General features: G+C 59.6%; 18 protein-coding genes. 3 read left to right on the forward strand and 15 right to left on the reverse strand.

Translation table 11 applies throughout. The features are described 5' to 3' along the window. Window positions 1-221: 221 nt before the first annotated feature. The gene (gene hisN / locus DOU54_RS04120) at window positions 222-998 is read left to right on the forward strand and encodes a histidinol-phosphatase (RefSeq protein WP_113730802.1); all 777 of its coding nucleotides are present in this window, start codon (window positions 222-224) and stop codon (window positions 996-998) included. Between the two features lie 21 nt (window positions 999-1,019). On the opposite strand, the gene DOU54_RS04125 is transcribed toward hisN, so the two are convergent. Both DOU54_RS04125 and DOU54_RS27330 read right to left on the reverse strand, forming a co-directional pair. After that, the gene (locus DOU54_RS04125; RefSeq protein WP_113730804.1) at window positions 1,020-1,961 is read right to left on the reverse strand and encodes an alpha/beta fold hydrolase; all 942 of its coding nucleotides are present in this window, start codon (window positions 1,959-1,961) and stop codon (window positions 1,020-1,022) included. Beyond that, window positions 1,958-2,179: a hypothetical protein gene (locus tag DOU54_RS27330; protein ID WP_167497225.1), complete on the reverse strand. Its 222-nt coding sequence runs from the start codon at window positions 2,177-2,179 to the stop codon at window positions 1,958-1,960. The genes DOU54_RS04125 and DOU54_RS27330 overlap by 4 nt, the downstream gene beginning before the upstream one ends. 150 nt (window positions 2,180-2,329) lie before the next feature. Here DOU54_RS27330 and hspL point away from each other — a divergent pair, with 150 nt between their 5' ends. Next, complete coding sequence (gene hspL / locus DOU54_RS04130) at window positions 2,330-2,812, forward strand: heat shock protein HspL (protein WP_113730806.1); 483 nt, start codon at window positions 2,330-2,332, stop codon at window positions 2,810-2,812. Window positions 2,813-2,874: 62 nt separating this feature from the next. Here the strand turns inward: hspL and DOU54_RS04135 are convergent, their stop codons facing one another. After that, window positions 2,875-3,894, reverse strand: a complete 1,020-nt coding sequence (locus DOU54_RS04135; RefSeq protein WP_113730808.1) for a bile acid:sodium symporter family protein — start codon at window positions 3,892-3,894, stop codon at window positions 2,875-2,877. Between the two features lie 98 nt (window positions 3,895-3,992). Here DOU54_RS04135 and DOU54_RS04140 point away from each other — a divergent pair, with 98 nt between their 5' ends. Further along, on the forward strand, window positions 3,993-4,853 hold the full coding sequence (locus DOU54_RS04140; protein WP_044459571.1) for a LysR family transcriptional regulator: 861 nt from the start codon (window positions 3,993-3,995) through the stop codon (window positions 4,851-4,853). A gap of 6 nt (window positions 4,854-4,859) precedes the next feature. On the opposite strand, the gene glpK is transcribed toward DOU54_RS04140, so the two are convergent. From glpK to nirD, 12 genes are all read right to left on the reverse strand, one after another. Continuing rightward, complete coding sequence (gene glpK / locus DOU54_RS04145) at window positions 4,860-6,359, reverse strand: glycerol kinase GlpK (RefSeq protein WP_004437281.1); 1,500 nt, start codon at window positions 6,357-6,359, stop codon at window positions 4,860-4,862. A 69-nt stretch (window positions 6,360-6,428) separates the two neighbouring features. Next, on the reverse strand, window positions 6,429-8,150 hold the full coding sequence (locus DOU54_RS04150) for an ABC transporter substrate-binding protein (protein ID WP_113730809.1): 1,722 nt from the start codon (window positions 8,148-8,150) through the stop codon (window positions 6,429-6,431). Window positions 8,151-8,224: 74 nt separating this feature from the next. Next, window positions 8,225-8,518: a DUF2160 domain-containing protein gene (locus tag DOU54_RS04155; RefSeq protein ID WP_004437276.1), complete on the reverse strand. Its 294-nt coding sequence runs from the start codon at window positions 8,516-8,518 to the stop codon at window positions 8,225-8,227. 2 nt (window positions 8,519-8,520) lie between these two features. Beyond that, on the reverse strand, window positions 8,521-9,444 hold the full coding sequence (locus DOU54_RS04160; protein WP_004437272.1) for a carbohydrate ABC transporter permease: 924 nt from the start codon (window positions 9,442-9,444) through the stop codon (window positions 8,521-8,523). 3 nt (window positions 9,445-9,447) lie between these two features. Then, entirely contained in the window at window positions 9,448-10,314 is an 867-nt protein-coding gene (locus tag DOU54_RS04165) for a carbohydrate ABC transporter permease (RefSeq protein WP_113730811.1), read from the reverse strand. Window positions 10,315-10,316: 2 nt separating this feature from the next. Then, window positions 10,317-11,387 carry an ABC transporter ATP-binding protein gene (locus DOU54_RS04170; RefSeq protein ID WP_113730813.1) on the reverse strand — a complete coding sequence of 357 codons (1,071 nt, stop codon included), beginning with the start codon at window positions 11,385-11,387 and terminating at the stop codon, window positions 10,317-10,319. A gap of 12 nt (window positions 11,388-11,399) precedes the next feature. Beyond that, window positions 11,400-12,470 carry an ABC transporter ATP-binding protein gene (locus DOU54_RS04175; RefSeq protein ID WP_113730815.1) on the reverse strand — a complete coding sequence of 357 codons (1,071 nt, stop codon included), beginning with the start codon at window positions 12,468-12,470 and terminating at the stop codon, window positions 11,400-11,402. Between the two features lie 36 nt (window positions 12,471-12,506). Further along, the gene (locus tag DOU54_RS04180; protein ID WP_113730816.1) at window positions 12,507-14,030 is read right to left on the reverse strand and encodes a glycerol-3-phosphate dehydrogenase; all 1,524 of its coding nucleotides are present in this window, start codon (window positions 14,028-14,030) and stop codon (window positions 12,507-12,509) included. 108 nt (window positions 14,031-14,138) lie between these two features. Then, window positions 14,139-14,912, reverse strand: a complete 774-nt coding sequence (locus tag DOU54_RS04185) for a DeoR/GlpR family DNA-binding transcription regulator (RefSeq protein WP_006699927.1) — start codon at window positions 14,910-14,912, stop codon at window positions 14,139-14,141. Between the two features lie 142 nt (window positions 14,913-15,054). Further along, a complete protein-coding gene (gene cysG / locus DOU54_RS04190) occupies window positions 15,055-16,521 on the reverse strand; it encodes a siroheme synthase CysG (RefSeq protein ID WP_193603297.1) in 1,467 nt (488 codons plus the stop codon). Further along, a complete protein-coding gene (locus DOU54_RS04195) occupies window positions 16,493-19,141 on the reverse strand; it encodes a nitrate reductase (protein WP_072494987.1) in 2,649 nt (882 codons plus the stop codon). Before DOU54_RS04195 ends, cysG begins: the two co-directional genes overlap by 29 nt. A gap of 238 nt (window positions 19,142-19,379) precedes the next feature. Next, window positions 19,380-19,715: a nitrite reductase small subunit NirD gene (gene nirD / locus DOU54_RS04200; protein ID WP_004437252.1), complete on the reverse strand. Its 336-nt coding sequence runs from the start codon at window positions 19,713-19,715 to the stop codon at window positions 19,380-19,382. Between the last annotated feature and the right edge of the window lie 2 nt (window positions 19,716-19,717).

Raw genomic sequence — 19,717 nt, forward strand, 5'->3', positions numbered from 1 at the left:
GGAAACACCCAAGGAGGGTATTTACAGTCAAAGACTGTAGCATCACGCTACGCAGTAATTGCACAATTGTCAATCATTTTATTTTTTGCATGTTTTTTGTGCTTTTGCCGAAAATATGGAAACCGCGGCTTCGTCACCATACGAGTGGACGGCGGATGTGATTCCGGTCTATGCATTTCGCCACACAATTGAGGCCATCAATTCACGCAATGAGGTTTCGCATGCTGCCCGACCGGAATTTCTTCTTCGAACTTGCTGTTGCGGCCAGCGCCGAAACGCTTCCCCGCTTTCGCACGGGCGTTGCCGTTACCAACAAGCAGGATGGCGGCTATGATCCGGTGACGGAAGGCGATCAAGCGGCCGAAAGCGCCATTCGTGCGCTCATCGAGGCTCGTTTTCCCCAGCACGGCATCCTCGGGGAAGAACATGGCAATGTCGGTCTCGACCGCGAGCATGTCTGGGTCATCGACCCCATTGACGGCACACGCGCCTTCATTTCCGGCGTGCCCGTATGGGGAACTCTGATCGGCTTCCAGTCTGCCGGCCGCGCCACGATGGGTATGATGGACCAGCCCTTCACCAGGGAGCGTTACTTTGCCGACGGCACCTCCGCCTGGTATTTCGGACCCGAGGGCGAGCGAACCATCCGCACGCGTGACTGCGCTTCGTTATCGGACGCAATACTTTTTACCACAACACCCCATATTTTCACCGCCGAGGAAAAGCCCTTCTACGAAAAGGTGCAGGATCAGGTCCGCCTTTTCCGCTACGGCGTGGATTGTTACGCCTATTGCCTGCTGGCTGCGGGTCATGTCGATCTCGTCATTGAATCCGGCCTGAAGCCCTACGATGTGGGCGCACTTATTCCGGTCATCGAGCAGGCCGGCGGCATCATCACCACATGGGATGGCGGACGTCCTGAAAATGGCGGCCGCATTCTGGCCGCCGGCTCCAGATCCGTACACGAACAGGCGCTTGCCATTCTCTCCAGACTATAGACCTGCCCTTCAAGGCGGCCATCACTCCGGCGCGAAAAACGCGTCGATGGCGGCCAGTGCCTGCTTGCGGAAAACATCCCGCTCATGCAGCAGTTCATGACGCGCGCCGGTGATGGGAAGAAGCTGCGCCGCCCGGAAATTGCGCGACAGCTCTTCCTGCGCCTTATAGGGCGTTATCGTATCCAGCATGGGCGCCAGAATAAGGGTAGGAATGGTTATGTTCGTCAGATGATCCTGACGGGTCACGCGGCCCATGGTCTTCAACGCCTCATAGACCCAGCGGGCCGTTGGTGCGCCAATGAACAGTTCCGGAAACTGCCTGTGCAGCGAAAGATTCCTTGCGAAACGTTTTGCGTCCGAGGTTAGCGGATTGCCGTCAAAATCCCGTTCGCGCTGGTCCCTGCCAAGCTGAACTTTTCCCAGGCCGGCAAGGCTCAAAGCCGTGGCGACCAGCCGGATAACGGATGACGGGACGGATTGCTGACTGTCGAGTTCTATGAAGGGCGAACAAAGCGCCAGCCGATCAATCCTGTTCGCGAGCCCAGGCGCTGCGGCAAGCGCGGCAAGCGCGCCGGTAGAATGTGCAATCATGAAGAACGGCAGCCTCGTATCCGGAAGCACCACCTGTTCCAGAAAAAGGCTGATGTCGTGCTGATAATCGGAAAAGCGCCGCACGTGCCCGGCACCCGGCCTTTTCAGCAGCCGTTCGGAACCGCCCTGCCCGCGCGTATCGAACGTCGCGACCCAGAAGCCCATGGCCGTCAGATCGGCCACTGTTTCAAAATATTTTTCGATACATTCGTTTCTGCCATGCAGCAGAACCACCGTTCCGCGGGCAACATGACGATGGGTTCGAAAGATCGCATAGCGGAGCTGTTTGCCGCCATGGCCAGAAAAATATCCAACCACATGGCTGTTGGGAACCGGATTGTCTTCACTGGCGCGCAATGTGGCTTCGATCATCGGTCTTTTTCCGGCTTTTCAACTCTTTTCGGATAGGTCGGCGGCGCGGGAAGGTCAAAGAAAAAATTGCCGGAACCGTCGGTTAAAGCAGTCGCGGTTCCGGCGAGTAAGACAGAAGAAGAAGGGACGTTATTGCTTCTGTCCACGGAGAATGTCTCCGATGACTGGAGTTTTATGGCTCTCAAACTGAACGATGCCGGAACCAGATGTTCAGACATGGTTCATGTTGCATCCCCCCTTGACGCCGCGCGACGCCATTCCCATCTCCTTCATGCGGTCGCCAAAGCGGGGCCGCGCCAAATGTCCGACCGTCGCCAGAATGGGATGGTGGACTTAACCGCAAACAGTCGCTTCTTAAGGAGGACACCATGCGTCACGTTGATTTTTCCCCTCTCTATCGTTCCACCGTGGGCTTCGACCGCCTTTTTTCGATGCTTGACGGCCTCGGCCAGCCCGAGCAGGCCCAGTCCTATCCGCCCTACAATATCGAGCGGACCGGTGAGAATACCTATCGCATCACCATGGCGGTTGCCGGTTTCGATGAAGATGAACTCAGCATCGAATCCCGCGCCAATGCGCTGACCGTGAAAGCCGAGAAGGCCACGGATGAGAAGACGACGGAAGGCGAATTTCTGTATCGCGGCATCGCCACGCGCGCCTTCGAACGCCGCTTCCAGCTTGCCGACCACGTAGAAGTTCAGACCGCTTCCCTGAAGAATGGCCTGCTTCACATCGATCTCGTTCGCAATATTCCGGAAGCCATGAAGCCGCGCCGCATTGCGATCTCGTCCGACAGCGCCGATGCGCCGAAGACCATCGAAGCCCAGGTTACCCCGGCTCAGGTCAACTAAGTATTCCACATGCAAGACAGACGGCCCCCTTGAGGGGCCGTTTTTGTTGGCGGGAGCGCGTTTTATCGAGCGGAAGCTGCGGCGCCTTCTGCCGCAGCCGCTTCGGCTATCGCTGCCGTTTCATGGGCCTTGCGGGCATAACGCTGGGCAAGGACAGCGCAGACCATCAACTGGATCTGATGAAAGAGCATGATCGGTAAAACGATGGCACCGATGCTCTGGCCGGCGAAGATCGCGCCGGCCATGGGCACGCCGCTGGCGAGGCTCTTTTTCGAGCCGCAGAAGGTGATGGTGATTTCATCGGCCTTGTCGAAACCCAATAGTCGGCTGCCGAACATCGTCACACATAGGACAAGCGCCAGCAGCAGGATATTGATGACGATGACCACACCGATATCCCGGAGCGAAAACGTGTGCCATATGCCCTCGATGACCGCATCGGAAAAGGCGAGATAAACGACCATCAGAATGGAGCCGCGATCGACCGGAGAAAGCAATTTCTTGCGCGCCCTGATCCAGTCACCAATCCAGGGCTGCAGGACCTGACCGACGATGAAAGGCAGAAGCAGCTGCAGGAAGATTTGCAGGAAAGCATCCAGCGAAAATCCGCCGCCATGGCCGCCGACCGTGAACAGCAGGCCAACCAGCAACGGCGTCAGGAACATGCCAAAAATATTCGAGGCCGAGGCTGAACAAATCGCCGCCGGCACGTTTCCGCCCGCCATTGACGTGAAGGCGATGGATGACTGCACGGTGGATGGCAGCACGCAGAGAAACAGCACGCCCATATAGAGCGGTGCCGGCAGGATGCTTTCGGGAATGAAGCCTATCGCCACACCGAGAAGCGGGAAAAGGCCGAAGGTCACGAGCAGGATCGCCAGATGCAGACGCCAGTGCAGAATGCCCGCAATCACCACATCCCGCGAAAGCCGCGCGCCGTGCAGGAAGAACAGCAGAGCGATCGCGAGTTTTGTCGCAAGCCCAAAATATTCTGCCGGCTCGCCGCTGATCGGCAGGATGGAAGCCAGAATTACGGTGGCCACCAGCATCATGGTAAAACGGTCGGGCAGGAAGCGGGTCATGGGAGGTCTTTCCGGCAGCGGTTTTGCTTGAAACGCGCGCCACTATCGCTCATCATGATTTCGGATGCAAAGATTAACAGTTATCATGATTTGAGATAATGCTGAACCTTCAACATCTTGCCAGCTTCGTCATGCTCCAGCAAACCGGTAGTTTTACCCTTGCTGCCGAACGGCTCGGCATTGGCCAATCCACTGTCAGCCAGCATATTCAGAGGCTTGAAGCCTCCCTTGGCCGCCGATTGATCGCACGCAACACCCATCAGGTAAAACTGACCGGCGAGGGTGAGGCATTACTCGGTTACGCTCGCAACATGCTTGAAATCGATAGCAAGGTCTCTTCGCTCTTCAGCGAAAGCCGCCTGCGTGGGCGGCTGCGGCTTGGTGTGTCGGAAGATTTTGTCGCCAGTCGCCTTACGACCATTCTGGAGGAATTCATTCGGCTTTACCCGCTGGTTGACCTTGAACTAACGGTCTCGCTGAGCGGTGTGCTTTACCAGATGCAGGACAATGGCGAACTTGACGTGGTGTTGGCCAAGCGTCGTCTCGGCGACAAGCTTGGTCATTTCCTTTATCGCGAACCGCTCGTCTGGCTGGCGCGCGATCCTGAGCGGATGCTGAACCAGCCGGATGCGCTCCCGCTGATTGCCTTTCCGCCACCAAGCATCACCCGGAAGGCGGCGCAGGAGGCACTGGACCGGGCCGGTCTCGCCTGGCGGATCGTCTGCACCTGCGGCAGTCTCAGTGGACTAACCGCCGCAGCAAGGGCAGGCATGGGCATTCTGGTGCAGCCGCGCAGCATGGCGCCGGCTGGTCTGAAGGAGATTGCCGCAGGCGTGCTGCCGCTGCTGGAAGACGTGGAATTCGTGCTTCAACCGAGCAAGGGCGCGGAGGCGGAGCTGGTGCGCGCCCTTTCCGATCTCGTTTCCAGCAAGAGCATCGCACCCGGCAGTTTCGTGTAACCGGCCTTAATTGTCCCGTTTCGAGAGGCAACGGCCGACGCTGTCGCGCCAGCCTGCGATGGCGTTCTTCCGCTCGCTCTCTTCCATCTCGGGGCTGAAGCGGCGGTCGCGCCGCCAATGGTCGGCGAAGGCCTTCCGGTCCGGCCAGATGCCGGCACGTGAGGCCGCAAGCCAGGCGGCACCAAGGATTGTCGTCTCGAGAAACACCGGTCTATCGACGGGCGCGGCGAGAATATCTGCCAGCCGCTGCATCGTCCAATCGGAGGCGACCATGCCGCCGTCGACCCTCAGCACCGTCTTGCCATTGTCACCTGCCCAGTCCTTGCGCATCGCATCCAGCAGGTCGAACGTCTGATAGGCAACGCTTTCGAGCGCCGCGCGGGCAAATTCCGCCGGGCCCGTCCCGCGTGTGAGGCCGAAGATCGCACCCCGCGCTTCGGCATCCCAATAAGGCGCGCCAAGACCGGTAAACGCAGGCACGAGATAAACGCGCTGCTTCGGATCGGCCTTTTCGGCAAGCGCGCTGACTTCTGATGCAACCGAGATGAAACCAAGCTCGTCACGCAGCCACTGCACCGCCGCCCCGGCGATGAAGATAGAGCCTTCCAGCGCATAGGTCGTCACGCCGTCGAGACGATAAGCAATCGTCGTCAGGAGCCGGTTTGTGGAGGCCACCCGGTCTGTGCCCGTATTGAGAAGTGCGAAGCAGCCGGTGCCGTAGGTCGATTTCATCATGCCCGGCTCGAAGCAGGCATTGCCGATCACCGCCGCCTGCTGGTCGCCCGCAACGCCGAGGATCGGAATTTCCGCGCCCAGAAGCGACTTGTCAGTTACGCCGAAATCGGCGGCGCAATCCAGAACCTCCGGCAGCATGGCGCGGGGGATGTCGAGGATGGACAGGAGCTCATCATCCCAGACATTGTCTTCGATATTATAGATCAGCGTTCGCGAGGCGTTGGTGGCGTCGGTCACGTGCCGGCGGCCGCCGGTGAGACGGTAGATCAGGAAACTGTCGACGGTACCGAAGCAGATTTCTCCCTTGCCCGCCCTTTCGCGAAGACCGCTGACGCTGTCCAAGAGCCATTTCAGCTTCGTGCCGGAAAAATATGGATCGAGCAGCAGTCCGGTCTTTTTAGAGAAGAGCGGTTCCAGCCCCCTTCTTTTCAAATCCTCGCAGACCGGGGCGGCACGGCGATCCTGCCAGACCACGGCGCGGTGCACCGCTTCGCCGGTGTTGCGGTCCCACAGCACCGTCGTTTCCCGCTGATTGGTGATGCCTATCGCCTCTATATCGGTTGCGGCGATGCCGGCATCGGCAAGCGCCAGTCGGATGGTTTCAAGCACACTCTTCCAGATGTCTTCGGCATCGTGTTCGACCCAGCCGGAGGCAGGAAAATGCTGCGGAAATTCTCGCTGCCCGACACCGATGACCCGCATGTCGCGATCAAAGACCATCGACCTCGTCGATGTCGTGCCTTGATCGATCGCCAGAATATAACCGCCCATTATGTCACTCCCTTTCAAACGCAATGACGGGGCGGCAGAGCCGCCCCGATTTAAGATTTTATGCAGACATCACTTCTGCCAGCTTTTCACCAGTTCGTCGTAATTGACGGTGACCGGCTTTTCCTTTTCGTTGGCGATCTTTAGCTGCGGCGCGAGATTGCCCTTCGAAACGGCGTCCTTGTTCCAGTATTCGATATCATGCTCTTCCGCCAGCTTCGGGCCGATATCGCCCTGCACGCCAGCACGTTCCAAGCGGCTCATGACCTTTTCCTGTTCAGCGCAGAGCGAGTCCATTGCAGCCTGTGCCGTCTTGGCACCCGACGACGCATCGCCGATTGCCTGCCACCAGAGCTGCGCCAGCTTTGGATAATCAGGAACGTTGGTGCCGGTCGGCGACCACTGAACGCGGGCCGGCGAGCGATAGAACTCGACAAGACCACCGAGCTTGGAGGCCCGGTCCGTGAAGCTCTTGTGATGGATGGTGCTGTCACGAATGAAGGTGAGACCGACATGGCTCTTCTTCACATCCACGGTCTTTGAGGTCACGAACTGCGCATAGAGCCATGCGGCCTTGGCGCGGTCGTCTGGCGTGGATTTCATCAACGTCCAGGAACCCACATCCTGATAACCGAGCTTCATGCCGTCCTTCCAGTAGACGCCGTGCGGCGAGGGTGCGACGCGCCATTTCGGCGAACCGTCCTCGTTCACCACAGGCAGGCCGGGCTTGGCCATGTCGGCAGTAAAGGCCGTGTACCAGAAGATCTGCTGGGCGATGTTGCCCTGTGCCGGCACTGGTCCTGACTCGGAGAAGGTCATGCCCTGCGCTTCCGGCGGCGCATATTTCTTCAGCCATTCGAGATATTTCTCGATGGAATAGACCGAAGCGGGACCGTTGGTATCGCCACCGCGCGCCACGCAGGAGCCGACCGGCTGCGACTTGTCATTGACCTTGATGCCCCATTCATCGACCGGCAGGCCGTTTGGCAGGCCCTTGTCGCCATTGCCTGCCATGGAAAGCCAGGCATCGGTGAATCGCCAGCCGAGCGAGGGGTCCTTCTTGCCGTAGTCCATATGGCCGAAGACCTTCTTGCCGCCGACGTCGCGGCCGGTGAAGAATTCGGCGATGTCCTCATAGGCCGACCAGTTGACGGGAACGCCGAGGTCGTAGCCGTACTTGGCCTTGAATTCCGCTTTGTTCTTGTCGTCGTTGAACCAGTCGTAACGGAACCAGTAGAGGTTCGCGAACTGCTGGTCGGGAAGCTGGTAGAGCTTCTTGTCCGGTGCCGTCGTGAACGCGCTGCCGATGAAGTCCTTGAGGTCGAGACCGGGATTGGTGACATCCTTGCCTTCATTGGCCATGAAGTCCGTCAGGTTGCGCACCTGCTGGTAACGCCAATGGGTGCCGATGAGGTCGCTGTCGTTGACCCAGCCATCGTAAAGGTTCTGGCCGGTCTGCATCTGGGTCTGGATCTTTTCGACAACGTCACCTTCCTGGATAAGGTCGTGCGTCACCTTGATGCCGGTAATGGCGGTAAATGCAGGCGCCAGAACCTTTGATTCATATTCATGCGTGGTCAGGGATTCGGATACGACCTTGATCTCCATGCCCGCGAAAGGCTTCGCGGCATCAATGAACCATTGTACTTCCTTTTCCTGCTCTGCACGGGAAAGCGCCGACATGTCGCCGATTTCCTTGTCCAGAAACTGCTTTGCTTCCTCCATTCCGGCAAAAGCCGAACCTGTCATTGCCAGCAGCATGGCTGCCGTCGTCGTCATCAGATGCCGTCGCATATCAGTCCTCCCAAGGGTTGCGATTGCATGAAGTCTGCGAGATGCGGTTTTCCTCCGCCGCATCTTTTCCTGCTCTAGACAAAACGGAAAACGCCAACGGCGTAGACCACGGATAGAGCGAGAGCCCACCACAGGTTCGGGCCGACCAGCCCGAGCCATGCGAGATGAATGAAGGCGCTGCCAAGCAGCGAGATGAACAGCCTGTCACCACGCGTCGTTTCGAAGCGCAACAGGCCGAAGCGGGGATTGCCGCCGGGCGAGAGACGTTCCCAGAACCACATGCCGACCAGCAAAACCGCGATGGTGCCGAAAAAGGCCGCCGTCTGCCACGTCCACGCCATCCAGGTAAAATCGGGCATCTTCGTCATGGTCAAACCCTTCCCAGCGCAAAGCCTTTGGCGATGTAATTGCGCACGAACCAGATCACCAGAGCGCCGGGTATCAGCGTCAACACGCCGGCAGCGGCAAGCAGGCCCCAGTCCATGCCCGCGGCAGAAACGGTGCGCGTCATCGTCGCGGCGATCGGTTTTGCGTCCGTGGTGGTCAGCGTGCGGGCGATTAGAAGCTCGACCCACGAGAACATGAAGCTGAAGAAGCAGGCCACGCCGATGCCGGAGGCGATGAGCGGCATGAAGATCTTCACGAAGAATTTCGGGAAGGAGTAGCCGTCAATATAGGCGGTCTCGTCGATTTCCTTCGGCACGCCGGACATAAAACCTTCGAGAATCCAAACCGCCAGCGGCACGTTGAACAGGCAATGCGCGAGCGCCACCGCAATATGCGTGTCGATCAGCCCGAAAGCGGAATAGAGCTGGAAGAACGGCAGCGCAAAGACCGCCGGTGGCGCCATGCGGTTGGTCAAAAGCCAAAAGAACAGGTGCTTGTCGCCGAGAAAACGGTAACGCGAAAAGGCATAGGCCGCTGGCAGCGCGACAGCCACCGAGATCACCATGTTCATGACGACATAGATGATCGAATTGATATAGCCGGAATACCAGGATGAATCGGTGAAGATCGTCCTGTAGTTCTGCAGCGTCGGCTGATGCGGATAGAGCGTCATGGAAGAGACGATTTCCGCATTCGTCTTGAAGCTCATATTGATAAGCCAGTAGATCGGCACGAGCAGAAGCAGGATGTAGATGGTCGGCACCAGCCAGGAAAACCGGGATGGCCCGTGATGGCGGCGTGAGCGCGCCGTTGCGGCAAAGCTGGGTCTTGCCGACGTGGCAACGCCCGACGAGCCGGAGACCAAGCCGTTACGTTCCACGCCGGTCGTGACATTGGAGGCGCTCATGACTCAGGTCTCCGCGTCGTGGCTGGTCATCACGGTATAGAACACCCACGATAACAGCAGGATGATGAGGAAGTAGATCAGCGACATGGCCGCTGCCGGGCCGAGGTCGAACTGGCCAAGTGCCATCTTCACGAGATCTATGGACAGGAAGGTTGTGGAATTGCCCGGGCCGCCGCCAGTGACGACGAAGGGTTCGGTATAGATCATGAAACTGTCCATGAAGCGCAGCAGGAAGGCGATCAGCAGCACCCGTTTCATCTTCGGCAGCTGGATGAACCGGAACACCGCAAAACGCGACGCGCCATCGATCCTTGCCGCCTGATAATAGGCGTCAGGAATGGAAACCAGGCTGGCATAACACAGAAGCACGACAAGGCTCGTCCAGTGCCACACATCCATGATGACGACGGTAATCCAGGCATCGACGGGATCGTTGACATAGTTGTAGTCGAGCCCGAGCTGATTGGCATAATAACCGAGCAGCCCGATATCGCTGCGCCCGAAGACCTGCCAGATGGTGCCGACCACATTCCACGGCACAAGCAGCGGCAGTGCCATGGTGACGAGGCAAACGGGCACGCCGAGGCCGGATTTCGGCATTTTGAGTGCGATGAAGATGCCGAGCGGAATTTCAATCGCGAGGATGATGCCGGAGAATAGCAGGTTGCGCCCCAGCGCATCCCAGAACCGGTCCGACGCCAGGATTTCCTCGAACCATTGCGTTCCCGCCCAGAAGAACTGGTTGTTGCCGAAGGTGTCCTGCACCGAATAATTCACGACGGTCATCAGCGGAATGACGGCGGAGAAGGCGACCAGCACCAGCACCGGCAGCACCATGAACCATGCCTTGTTGTTCCAGCTTTTTTCCATGGTCAGGCCCCCATCTTTACACGCCAGGAATCGGCGAAAACACCGATGGCGGCCGGGTCGAAGCGCACACCGGCCTCCGCCGGGATTTCCTCGTCTTCCGCAACGACGATCGCGAGTTTCTGGCCGGCGAACCGGGCACGCACGATCTTCTGCCGGCCGATGTCCTCGACCTTATCGACAGTGATGGGCATGCCGCCGCGCTCCAGCCGGACGAATTCCGGGCGGATGCCGATTTCGATGCGCTGCCCCGATGCGATCGTCGGCGCACCTGCCAGCGGCACACCAAGGCCGCCGACTACAGCCGTCGTCCCCTCGATATTGGCGGGCAGAACATTCATGCCCGGCGAGCCGATAAAATAACCGACAAATGTATGCCCCGGCCGCTCGAAAAGCTCAGCCGGCGTGCCGATCTGGACAATCTGGCCGTCATACATCACCACCACCTTGTCGGCGAAGGTCAGCGCTTCGGTCTGGTCATGGGTGACGTAGACCATGGTAAAACCGGACTGGCGATGCAGGCGCTTCAGCTGCGAGCGCAGCACCCATTTCATATGCGGATCGATGACCGTCAGCGGCTCATCAAAGAGAATGGCGTTGACGTCGGAGCGTACGAGGCCGCGCGCCAGCGAGATCTTCTGCTTCTGGTCCGCCGTCAACCCGCGGGCCCTGCGTTTGGCCATACCGGAAAGGTCGGTCATCTCAAGGATTTCCCGCACGCGGCGGTCGACCTCGGCCTCCGGCACATGCCGGTTGCGCAGCGGAAAAGCAAGATTGTCGTAAACTGTCATCGTGTCGTAAACGACCGGGAACTGGAACACCTGGGCGATATTGCGATCTTCAGTCGCAAAATCCGTGACGTCTGTTCCGTCGAACGCGATACGGCCTTCGGAGGGGCGCAGCAGGCCAGAAATGATGTTGAGCAGCGTGGTCTTACCACAACCGGAGGGACCGAGAAGTGCATAGGCCCCGCCATCCACCCATTCGTGATGAACCTCCTTCAGCGCATAATCGCCGGCAGCCTGCGCCTTGGCGTTATAGGCGTGGCGGATATGATCGAGCGTGATACGTGCCATGACCGATCCCCCTTACGCCGCTTCGCCGATAGCGCGGCCATTTGCGTCGAATGCCATCAGGTGGCTTGTATCGAGAAACAGCTCGATATCCCTGTCCGGTTCGATGTCGTGGATGCCATGCGCCAGCATGACCCAGCGTCGGCCCGAAAATTCCACGTGCACGAAGCTTTCCGACCCGGCGATTTCCGAGATCAGCGTCCGCGCCCGTATGGATTGCCGTGCTTCACCCTTCGCCTGCGGGAAAAGATGATGCGGCTGGAAAGCGATGGTCAAAGGTCCATCCGGCATGGTGGCAAGGTGCGCCGGCACCGCGACAACTGCGCGATCAGCACGGGTAAAGGCTCCACCCATCTTGATGACCTCGATGGTGTTGAGCGGCGGGTCGGCGAAAATTTCCGCCGTCACAATATCCACCGGGCGCCGGTAAACCTCGATGGTGCGACTGAACTGGGTTACCCTGCCCTCGTTGAGTGTTGCCGTATTGCCGCCCAACAGCAGCGCCTCTGACGGCTCTGTGGTGGCATAAACGAAGATCGCGCCCGACTCCGCGAAAATGCGCGGCAGCTCCTCGCGCAATTCTTCGCGCAGCTTGTAGTCGAGATTGGCCAACGGCTCATCGAGCAGCACCAGAGTGGCGTTCTTGACGATGGCGCGGGCAAGTGCCGTGCGCTGCTGCTGGCCGCCGGAAAGATTGAGCGGCGTACGGTCGAGATAGGGCGTCAGCCTCAGAAGCTCCGCGGCTTTTCTGACTTCCCGGTCGATGGTTGCCTGATCCTTGCCCGCAACCCGCATCGGCGAGGCAATGTTTTCGTAAACGCTGAGCGCCGGATAGTTGATGAACTGTTGGTACACCATGGCGACGTTGCGCTTCTGGACCGGCCAGCCGGTCACATCCTCGCCGTTGACCAGGATCGAGCCGCTGCTTGGCTTGTCCAGCCCCGCCATAAGCCGCATGAGCGACGTCTTGCCCGAAAGCGTCGGTCCAAGCAGAACGTTCAGGCTTCCGCGCTGCAACGTCAGATCCGTGGGATGAATATGATAGTCACCGCCCACCATCTTCGAGACATTTCGCAATTCAAGCATGGTGATCCAAAGCCTCCTCCGCTTTTGTCCGGATCGTCAGATTGCCTTCAATCGTCCACCTGCAATGTCATCGATGTAGTCCTCCAACCCACGCACCTCGTCGGGGGTCAAAAAAAGCCCCTGCTTGGTACGGCGCCACAGAATATCCTCCGCCGTCAGCGCCCATTCCCGCGCCATCAGCCAGCGAACTTCGGCTTCATAGAGCGTGCCGCCGAAATGCCGCCCAAGCGCCGACGCGTCTGTCGCATTGCCTATCATCGCCGCCACATCGGTGCCGTAGCAGCGTACAAGCCGCTCCGCATGACGCTTTTCCATGAAGGGATAACGCGATAGCAGCGCAGAAACCTTCGCAGCATAAGCTTCTACATTGAAATTTCCGCCCGGCAGATGAGAACCCGCTGTCCATGGGGCTCCCTTTGTTCCCAGCGCATCGCCGATCTTTTCAAGAGCATGTTCGGCGAGTCGCCGATGAGTGGTGAGCTTGCCGCCGAAAATATTGAGAAGTGGTGCCTCGCCGTCGGTCCCCTCGGTCTTCAAGACATAATCACGCGTCGCCTCCTGCGCTTTTGACGCGCCGTCATCAAAAAGCGGCCGCACCCCGGAATAGGTCCAGACAATATCGGCCGGCTTCACCGGTTCGGCAAAATATTCACTCGCCGCGCTGCAGAGATAGCTGATTTCCGCGTCGCTGATCTTAACAGCCCGGGGGTCACCGGTATAGTCGCGATCCGTCGTGCCGATCAGGGTGAAATCCTGTTCGTAAGGGATGGCGAAAATGATGCGGCCATCCGGATTCTGAAAGAAGTAGGCGCGCGGATCGGAGAACTTCTTGCGCACGATGATATGGCTGCCCTGGACGAGGCGAACATTGTGAACGTTGTTTTTGCCGAAGGTCGCCGACAGAACCCTGTCGACCCATGGACCGGCGGCATTCACCAACATCCGCGCCCAGTGGACCTGCGTTTCTCCGGCGGCATTTCTCGTCTCGACCCGCCAGAACGCGCCGTCGCGGCGCGCGGAAACCACCTGCGTCCGATTGAGGATCAACGCGCCACGGTCAGCGGCATCACGGGCGTTCAGCACAACCAGGCGGGCGTCATCGACCCATCCGTCGGAATATTCGAAAGCCCGGGCGAAAATCGGTTTCAAAGGCTTTCCGGCCGGATCACGGCGCAGATCGAGCGAGCGGGTGGCGGGCAGAAGCTTGCGACCGCCAAGATGATCGTAAAGGAAGAGCCCGAGACGCACGAGCCACGCCGGACGCACACCGCCCTTCTGGAAGGGCAGCACGAAACGCATGGGCCAGATGATGTGAGGCGCCATGGCCCACAGAACCTCGCGTTCCATCAGTGCTTCGCGCACCAGGCGAAACTCGTAATGTTCGAGATAACGCAGGCCGCCATGAATGAGCTTGGTTGCAGCAGACGACGTACCGGAGGCGAAATCGTTCATTTCCGCAAGTGCGACGGAATAGCCCCTGCCGACGGCGTCGCGCGCAATGCCGCAGCCATTGATACCGCCGCCGATCACGAAAATATCGTGAATTGCCTCGTCAGACATGCACCCTCCCGCGCTTTCATCGACGCTCTCCTCATCGATATATTAAAAGCACGACCATCTAATTCGAAGACAAAACGAATGTCAAACGAAATTCCGACAGCCCGTGGATCAGGTGCCGCGGGCCTCCGTTTCGATCAGCCGGACATCGTGATCGGCGCAGATGCCGCGGATGGAATCAATCGGACAATGATCGGTGATGAAGGTATGAACCTGCGAAAGATGGCCGATGCGGACAGGGGCCGTCCGTTCGAATTTGAGCGAATCCGATACCAGAATCACATGGCGCGCGTTGGAGATGATTGCCTGCGCAACCTTGACCTCGCGGAAATCGAAATCCAGCAGGGCGCCGTCCTCATCGATGGCGGACACGCCGATGACGGCGAAATCCACTTTGAACTGGCGAATGAAATCCACGGCCGCTTCGCCGACAATGCCGCCATCGGAGCCGCGCACGACACCACCGGCAATCACCACCTCAATACCCGGGAAAACGCGTAACCTGTTGGCAACATTTATATTATTTGTGATGACCATCAGTTCGTGATGATCCGCCAGCGCTTCGCCCACCGCCTCCGTGGTCGTGCCGATGTTGATGAAAAGCGACGAATTGTTGGGAATGAGAGCGGCGGCAGCGGCCCCGATCGCCTGTTTCTCCACGGAAGCAATCGCCCGCCGAGCCTCGTATTTGACATTTTCATTGCCGCTTGGAAAAAGCGCGCCGCCGTGGATGCGGGTCAGAACACGGGTATCGCAGAGGTCGTTCAGGTCCTTGCGGATCGTCTGAGGGGTGACGGAAAACCGCGATGCCAGCTCGTCGACCAGCACTCGCCCGTTCGCTTTCGCCAGCGCGACGATTTCATCCTGACGCGGTGTGAGCAACATTTCGCCCTCCCTCCTCTTTCAATTTTTTCGTTTTATTGAAGAGCGAACGAAAAACCAATGTCAAGGGATGGTTTAGGCCGACCGTGGGTGGCCGCGTCGACGTCGTGTGTCAAAAATTTGCGCCGGGGCGGCGCGTGGTCCGTCATCGAGCTATCAGAACGGGCGGAAGGATCTCCTTTGCGTCCATCAAGGACAGCGCCGGGGAAGCGGCGCGGAACGCGTCGCCAATGCCGATCAGAACGGGCTCGTTTACCCCCAGCCGCTCGATTGCCGCAGACAGTTGCGTGAGTGTGCCGCACCAGCGCTGCTCATTCGCCCGGGTGACGGAAACCACGACGGCAACGGGCGTCGAGGCGTCCATGCCGTGGGCGAGCAAGGAGGACTGGATTGCCGCCGCGGTTCGCCCGCCCATGTAAAAAACCGTGGTTACGGCGGGGTCGGCAAGCGATGTCCAGTCAATATTCTCCGGCAGCTTTCCCTGACGGGAATGGCCGGTGATGAAGCGCACCGACTGGGCGTGGTCGCGATGGGTCAGGGAAATGCCCATGCGGGAGGCCATGGCGCTTGCCGCGGTGATGCCGGGCACGACATCGACGGGAATGTTTTCAGCCGCCAGCGCGGCGATCTCCTCACCGGCGCGCCCGAAAATCATCGGATCGCCGGATTTCAGGCGCACGACCCTTTTTCCCGCCTTTGCAAGCCGGATCATCATGTCGTTGATATCTTCCTGCCTGCAGCTTTCGCGGCCGCCGCGCTTGCCAACCAGCATGCGCTTGGCCTCCCGCCGCGCCAGCTCCAGCACCTCGGCTGAGACAAGATCGTCAAACAGAATGACATCTGCCGCCTGCAGGGCGCGCACCGCTTTCAGCGTCAGAAGTTCGGCGTCTCCAGGGCCGGCGCCCACAAGCGTCACCCGCCCCCCAACCTCGCAAGCCTGCATTCCGGTAGCCATCAGCAATCGTTCTGCGCTCTCTTCGTCCAGCCTTTCGGTAAAGGCCCGATCAACGAATTTCTCCCAGAACAGCCGCCGGGACGGACCTGGCGTCAGCCGCAGGTTAACACGCTCACGGATGGTCTGGGCAAGCGCGCCCCAATCCCTGAGCGAGGGCGGCAGCAATGTCTCAATGCGCCGACGGATGGCCTGAGCCAGAATAGGTGCTGCGCCATCGGTGGAGATCGAGACGACCACTGGCGAGCGATTGACGATGGAGCCGAACTGGAACTGGCAGAATTCCGGCTTGTCGATGACGTTGACGGGAACACCCGCTGCCCGCGCAGCGGCATGAAAGGCTGCCGCCTCCGTATCCGTTTCGCAATCCGCCAGCGCCAGTTCCGCATTGGCGAATATGCCACTATGCCAGCGCATGGCATGGAAATGCAGGCGAGTGCTTCTGGCAACGAGCCCTGCAAATGTCTCGGACAGGTCACCCCTCTCACAAAAGACATGCAATTCCGCGCCGCAGGCCAGCAACAGCTCCGCCTTCCAGGCGGCCCCATCCGATCCGCCCGCCAGCACCACGCGCTTGCCCTCAAGCCCCCAGAAAACCGGCAGCTTGGCGAGTTTCTCCATACGGGCCGGTTCATTCCGCTGCGGTTTTAAGGCATCCATTGATGACCCCCTTGATTTCGGCGCGGCACGAGCCGCAATTGGTGCCGGCATTCAACACCTTGCCGATGGCTTCGACGCTATGGCAGCCATCCCGGACTGCGGCCGTGATCTGGTTGACGCCGACATTGAAGCAAGAGCAGACCGTGGCCCCCGGATCGGGACGGCCGGCTCCGGGGCGACCGGCGATCAGCGCAAATCGCATTCGCAGATCCTCATGGCGCTCGGTCAATTGTAAAATCGCCCAGTTGCGGGCAACAGCCACCGGCCGCCTTGCGATGAACAGCGCCACCAGCAGTATATCGCCATCGAAAAAGGCAAGGCGCAGATCGCCGGTTTGCCGGTCGCTGTAACCCAGCGGCTCGATCCCGGCGTCGATGCCGAAGACCTGTCGCGCCCAGAGCGTCCAGTCCTGCGGCTCTTCCGCAAAGGCAAGCTCCATGCGATAGCCGCCATCCGCCTTTGCAATGGCCCAATAGGTGCAGTCCGGCGCATCGGGCCGGGTGCGGGAAATGGCGAAACCGTAAGCCTTCGCTTCGAAACGTCTTGCCCTCACGCCCGTGTTTTTCGAGGCGGGCTGGCCGGAATAAGGGTCCGTGACCGGGGCCACAACCATATCGATCCGCGCCAGCGAGGCGAACTGGTCGTTCCAGTGCATCGGCGCGAAGACCGACCCGCGCGCCTGCCTTTCGCTGATCAACGCCCGCAGCAGAACCTTACCATGTGGACTTTCCAGCTCTACCAGATCGGCGCTTTCGATGCCCAGCGCCTGTGCATCGCGCGGGTGAAGCTCGGCGAATGGCTCGGCGATATGGGCGGTAAGGCGTGCGCTTTTGCCGGTGCGGGTCATGGTATGCCACTGGTCGCGAATGCGCCCGGTATTCAGCGTCAGCGGATAGTCCGCCGACGTTCTGTCCACCTCCGGCAAGGCTGTGACGATGAACCGCGCCTTGCCATCGGCGTGATAAAACCGGCCATCTGCGAAGAAACGCGCCGTGCCGGCGTCACCTGCCTGCGGTCTTGGCCATTGGAAGGGCGCCATCCCGTCATAGACTTTCGGGTCGACGCCACTGATGTCGAAATCGCGACTGCCCAGATTTTCGAAGCCAGACAGAGCCGCATGTTCGGAGAAAATCTCCGACGCGTGCCGGAAGGCAAAGGCTGCGCCGAAACCCATGCGCCGGCCCACTTCCGCCATCTGCCACCAGTCCGCTTTCGCTTCACCGGGTGCATCGAGAAAACCGCGCTGGCGGGAAATGCGCCGCTCGGAATTGGTGACCGTGCCGTCTTTTTCCCCCCAGCCAAGCGATGGCAGAAGCACATGGGCATGGCGCGCCGTATCGGTCTTGTCCATGACATCGGACACCACGACGAATGGACAGGCCTTGATGGCCGCTTCGACAGCACCGGCGTCAGGCATGGACACCACTGGATTGGTTGCCATGATCCACAGCGCCTTGATGCGGCCATCGGCCACGGCCCGAAACATATCAACGGCTTTGAGGCCGGGTTTTTCCGCAATGGCAGGCGAGGCCCAGAAGCGCTGCACGCGATCACGATCCCCGGCACTTTCGATGGCCATATGGGCGGCCAGCATGTTGGCCAGCCCGCCGACCTCGCGCCCGCCCATGGCGTTCGGCTGACCGGTCAGCGAAAACGGTCCCATGCCGGGCCTGCCGATGCGACCGGTCGCAAGGTGGCAATTGATGATAGCGTTGACCTTGTCGGTGCCGCTTTGCGATTGGTTGACGCCCTGGCTGTAACAGGTGACGGTTTTTTGGGTGCGTTCGAACAATTCGTAAAAGGAAATCAGTTCGGCAATCGTCAGCCCGGTGGCCTCAGCGATATCAGGCAGGCTATATTCGGTTGCTGCCTGCATCGCAGCATCAAAACCGACCGTGTGATCTTCCACAAAGGCGTGATCGACTGCAGGACTACCGGAAAGATGCGCCAGCAGGCCGGTAAACAAGGCCACGTCTCCATCCGGGCGGATGGCGAGGTGCATATCGGCAATATCGGCGCTCATCGTGCGACGCGGATCGATGACAACGACTTTCATTTCCGGCCGTGCCGCCTTTGCCGCCGCTAGCCTCTGGTAGAGGACGGGATGGCACCAGGCGAGATTTGAACCGGTGAGGATCACCAGATCGGCAAGCTCCATATCCTCATAGGTGCCCGGCACCGTATCGGCCCCGAAAGCGCGGCGATGGCCGGCGACCGAGGACGACATGCAGAGCCTTGAGTTGGTATCGATATTGGCCGAACCGATGAAACCTTTCATCAGCTTGTTGGCAAGGTAATAATCCTCCGTCAGCAATTGGCCGGAGACGTAAAAGGCGACCGAATCCGGGCCATGTTCGGCAATGGTGTCGGAGAAGCGGGAAGCGACGAGATCAAGCGCTTCGTCCCATGTTGCCCATTTGCCATTGATCTCAGGGTGAAGAATGCGTCCTTCAAGGTCGATGGTTTCGGCGAGAGCCGAGCCCTTGGAGCACAGCCGGCCGAAATTGGCGGGGTGGTCCTGATCGCCTCTGATGGAAACGATGCCATCGTCGTTGACGGTGGCGATGACGCCGCAGCCGACGCCGCAATAGGGACAGGTGGTTTTGGTTTCAACGGGCATGGGTTTGCCCTCTCAGCGTGTGGCGGTTCCGCCGCCTCAACGTGTAGCGCTTACCCCCCTCTGCCCTGCCGGGCATCTCCCCCTCAAGGGGAGAGATCAATCGCGGCACAAACTTCCATTCACAACTGGCGTCGTCGCCGGTGGAGAGGGAACGAGGAGCCCTCCGCTTGTCGATCTCCCCCCTTGAGGGGGAGATGCCCGGCAGGGCAAAGGGGGGTAAAGCCACCGCCATCGCAATTCACTCCGCCGCAATCATCAGGGTTTCGAGCGCTATCGAAAGCCTTCCATCCAGATTACGCACCGGGATGGTCCGCACCTCGCCCTCGTCTGCCCCCAGCGCTTTGCCGGTCTCCAGCGAAATGACCCAATTGTGCAGCGGACACGTCACTGAAGCGCCATGCACGATGCCTTGGCTCAACGGCCCGCCCTTGTGCGGGCAATGATCCTCGATGGCGAAGACATGATTTTCCGCTGTGCGGAACACGGCGATCTTGCCCATCGGCGTTTTTACGCACCGTGCGCCGCGCAGTGGGATGTCGGAGATGTCACCAATATCGACCCAGTTGCCTTCCATCG

Source organism: Agrobacterium sp. MS2, from assembly GCF_003261015.1.
Lineage (GTDB): Bacteria > Pseudomonadota > Alphaproteobacteria > Rhizobiales > Rhizobiaceae > Agrobacterium > Agrobacterium pusense.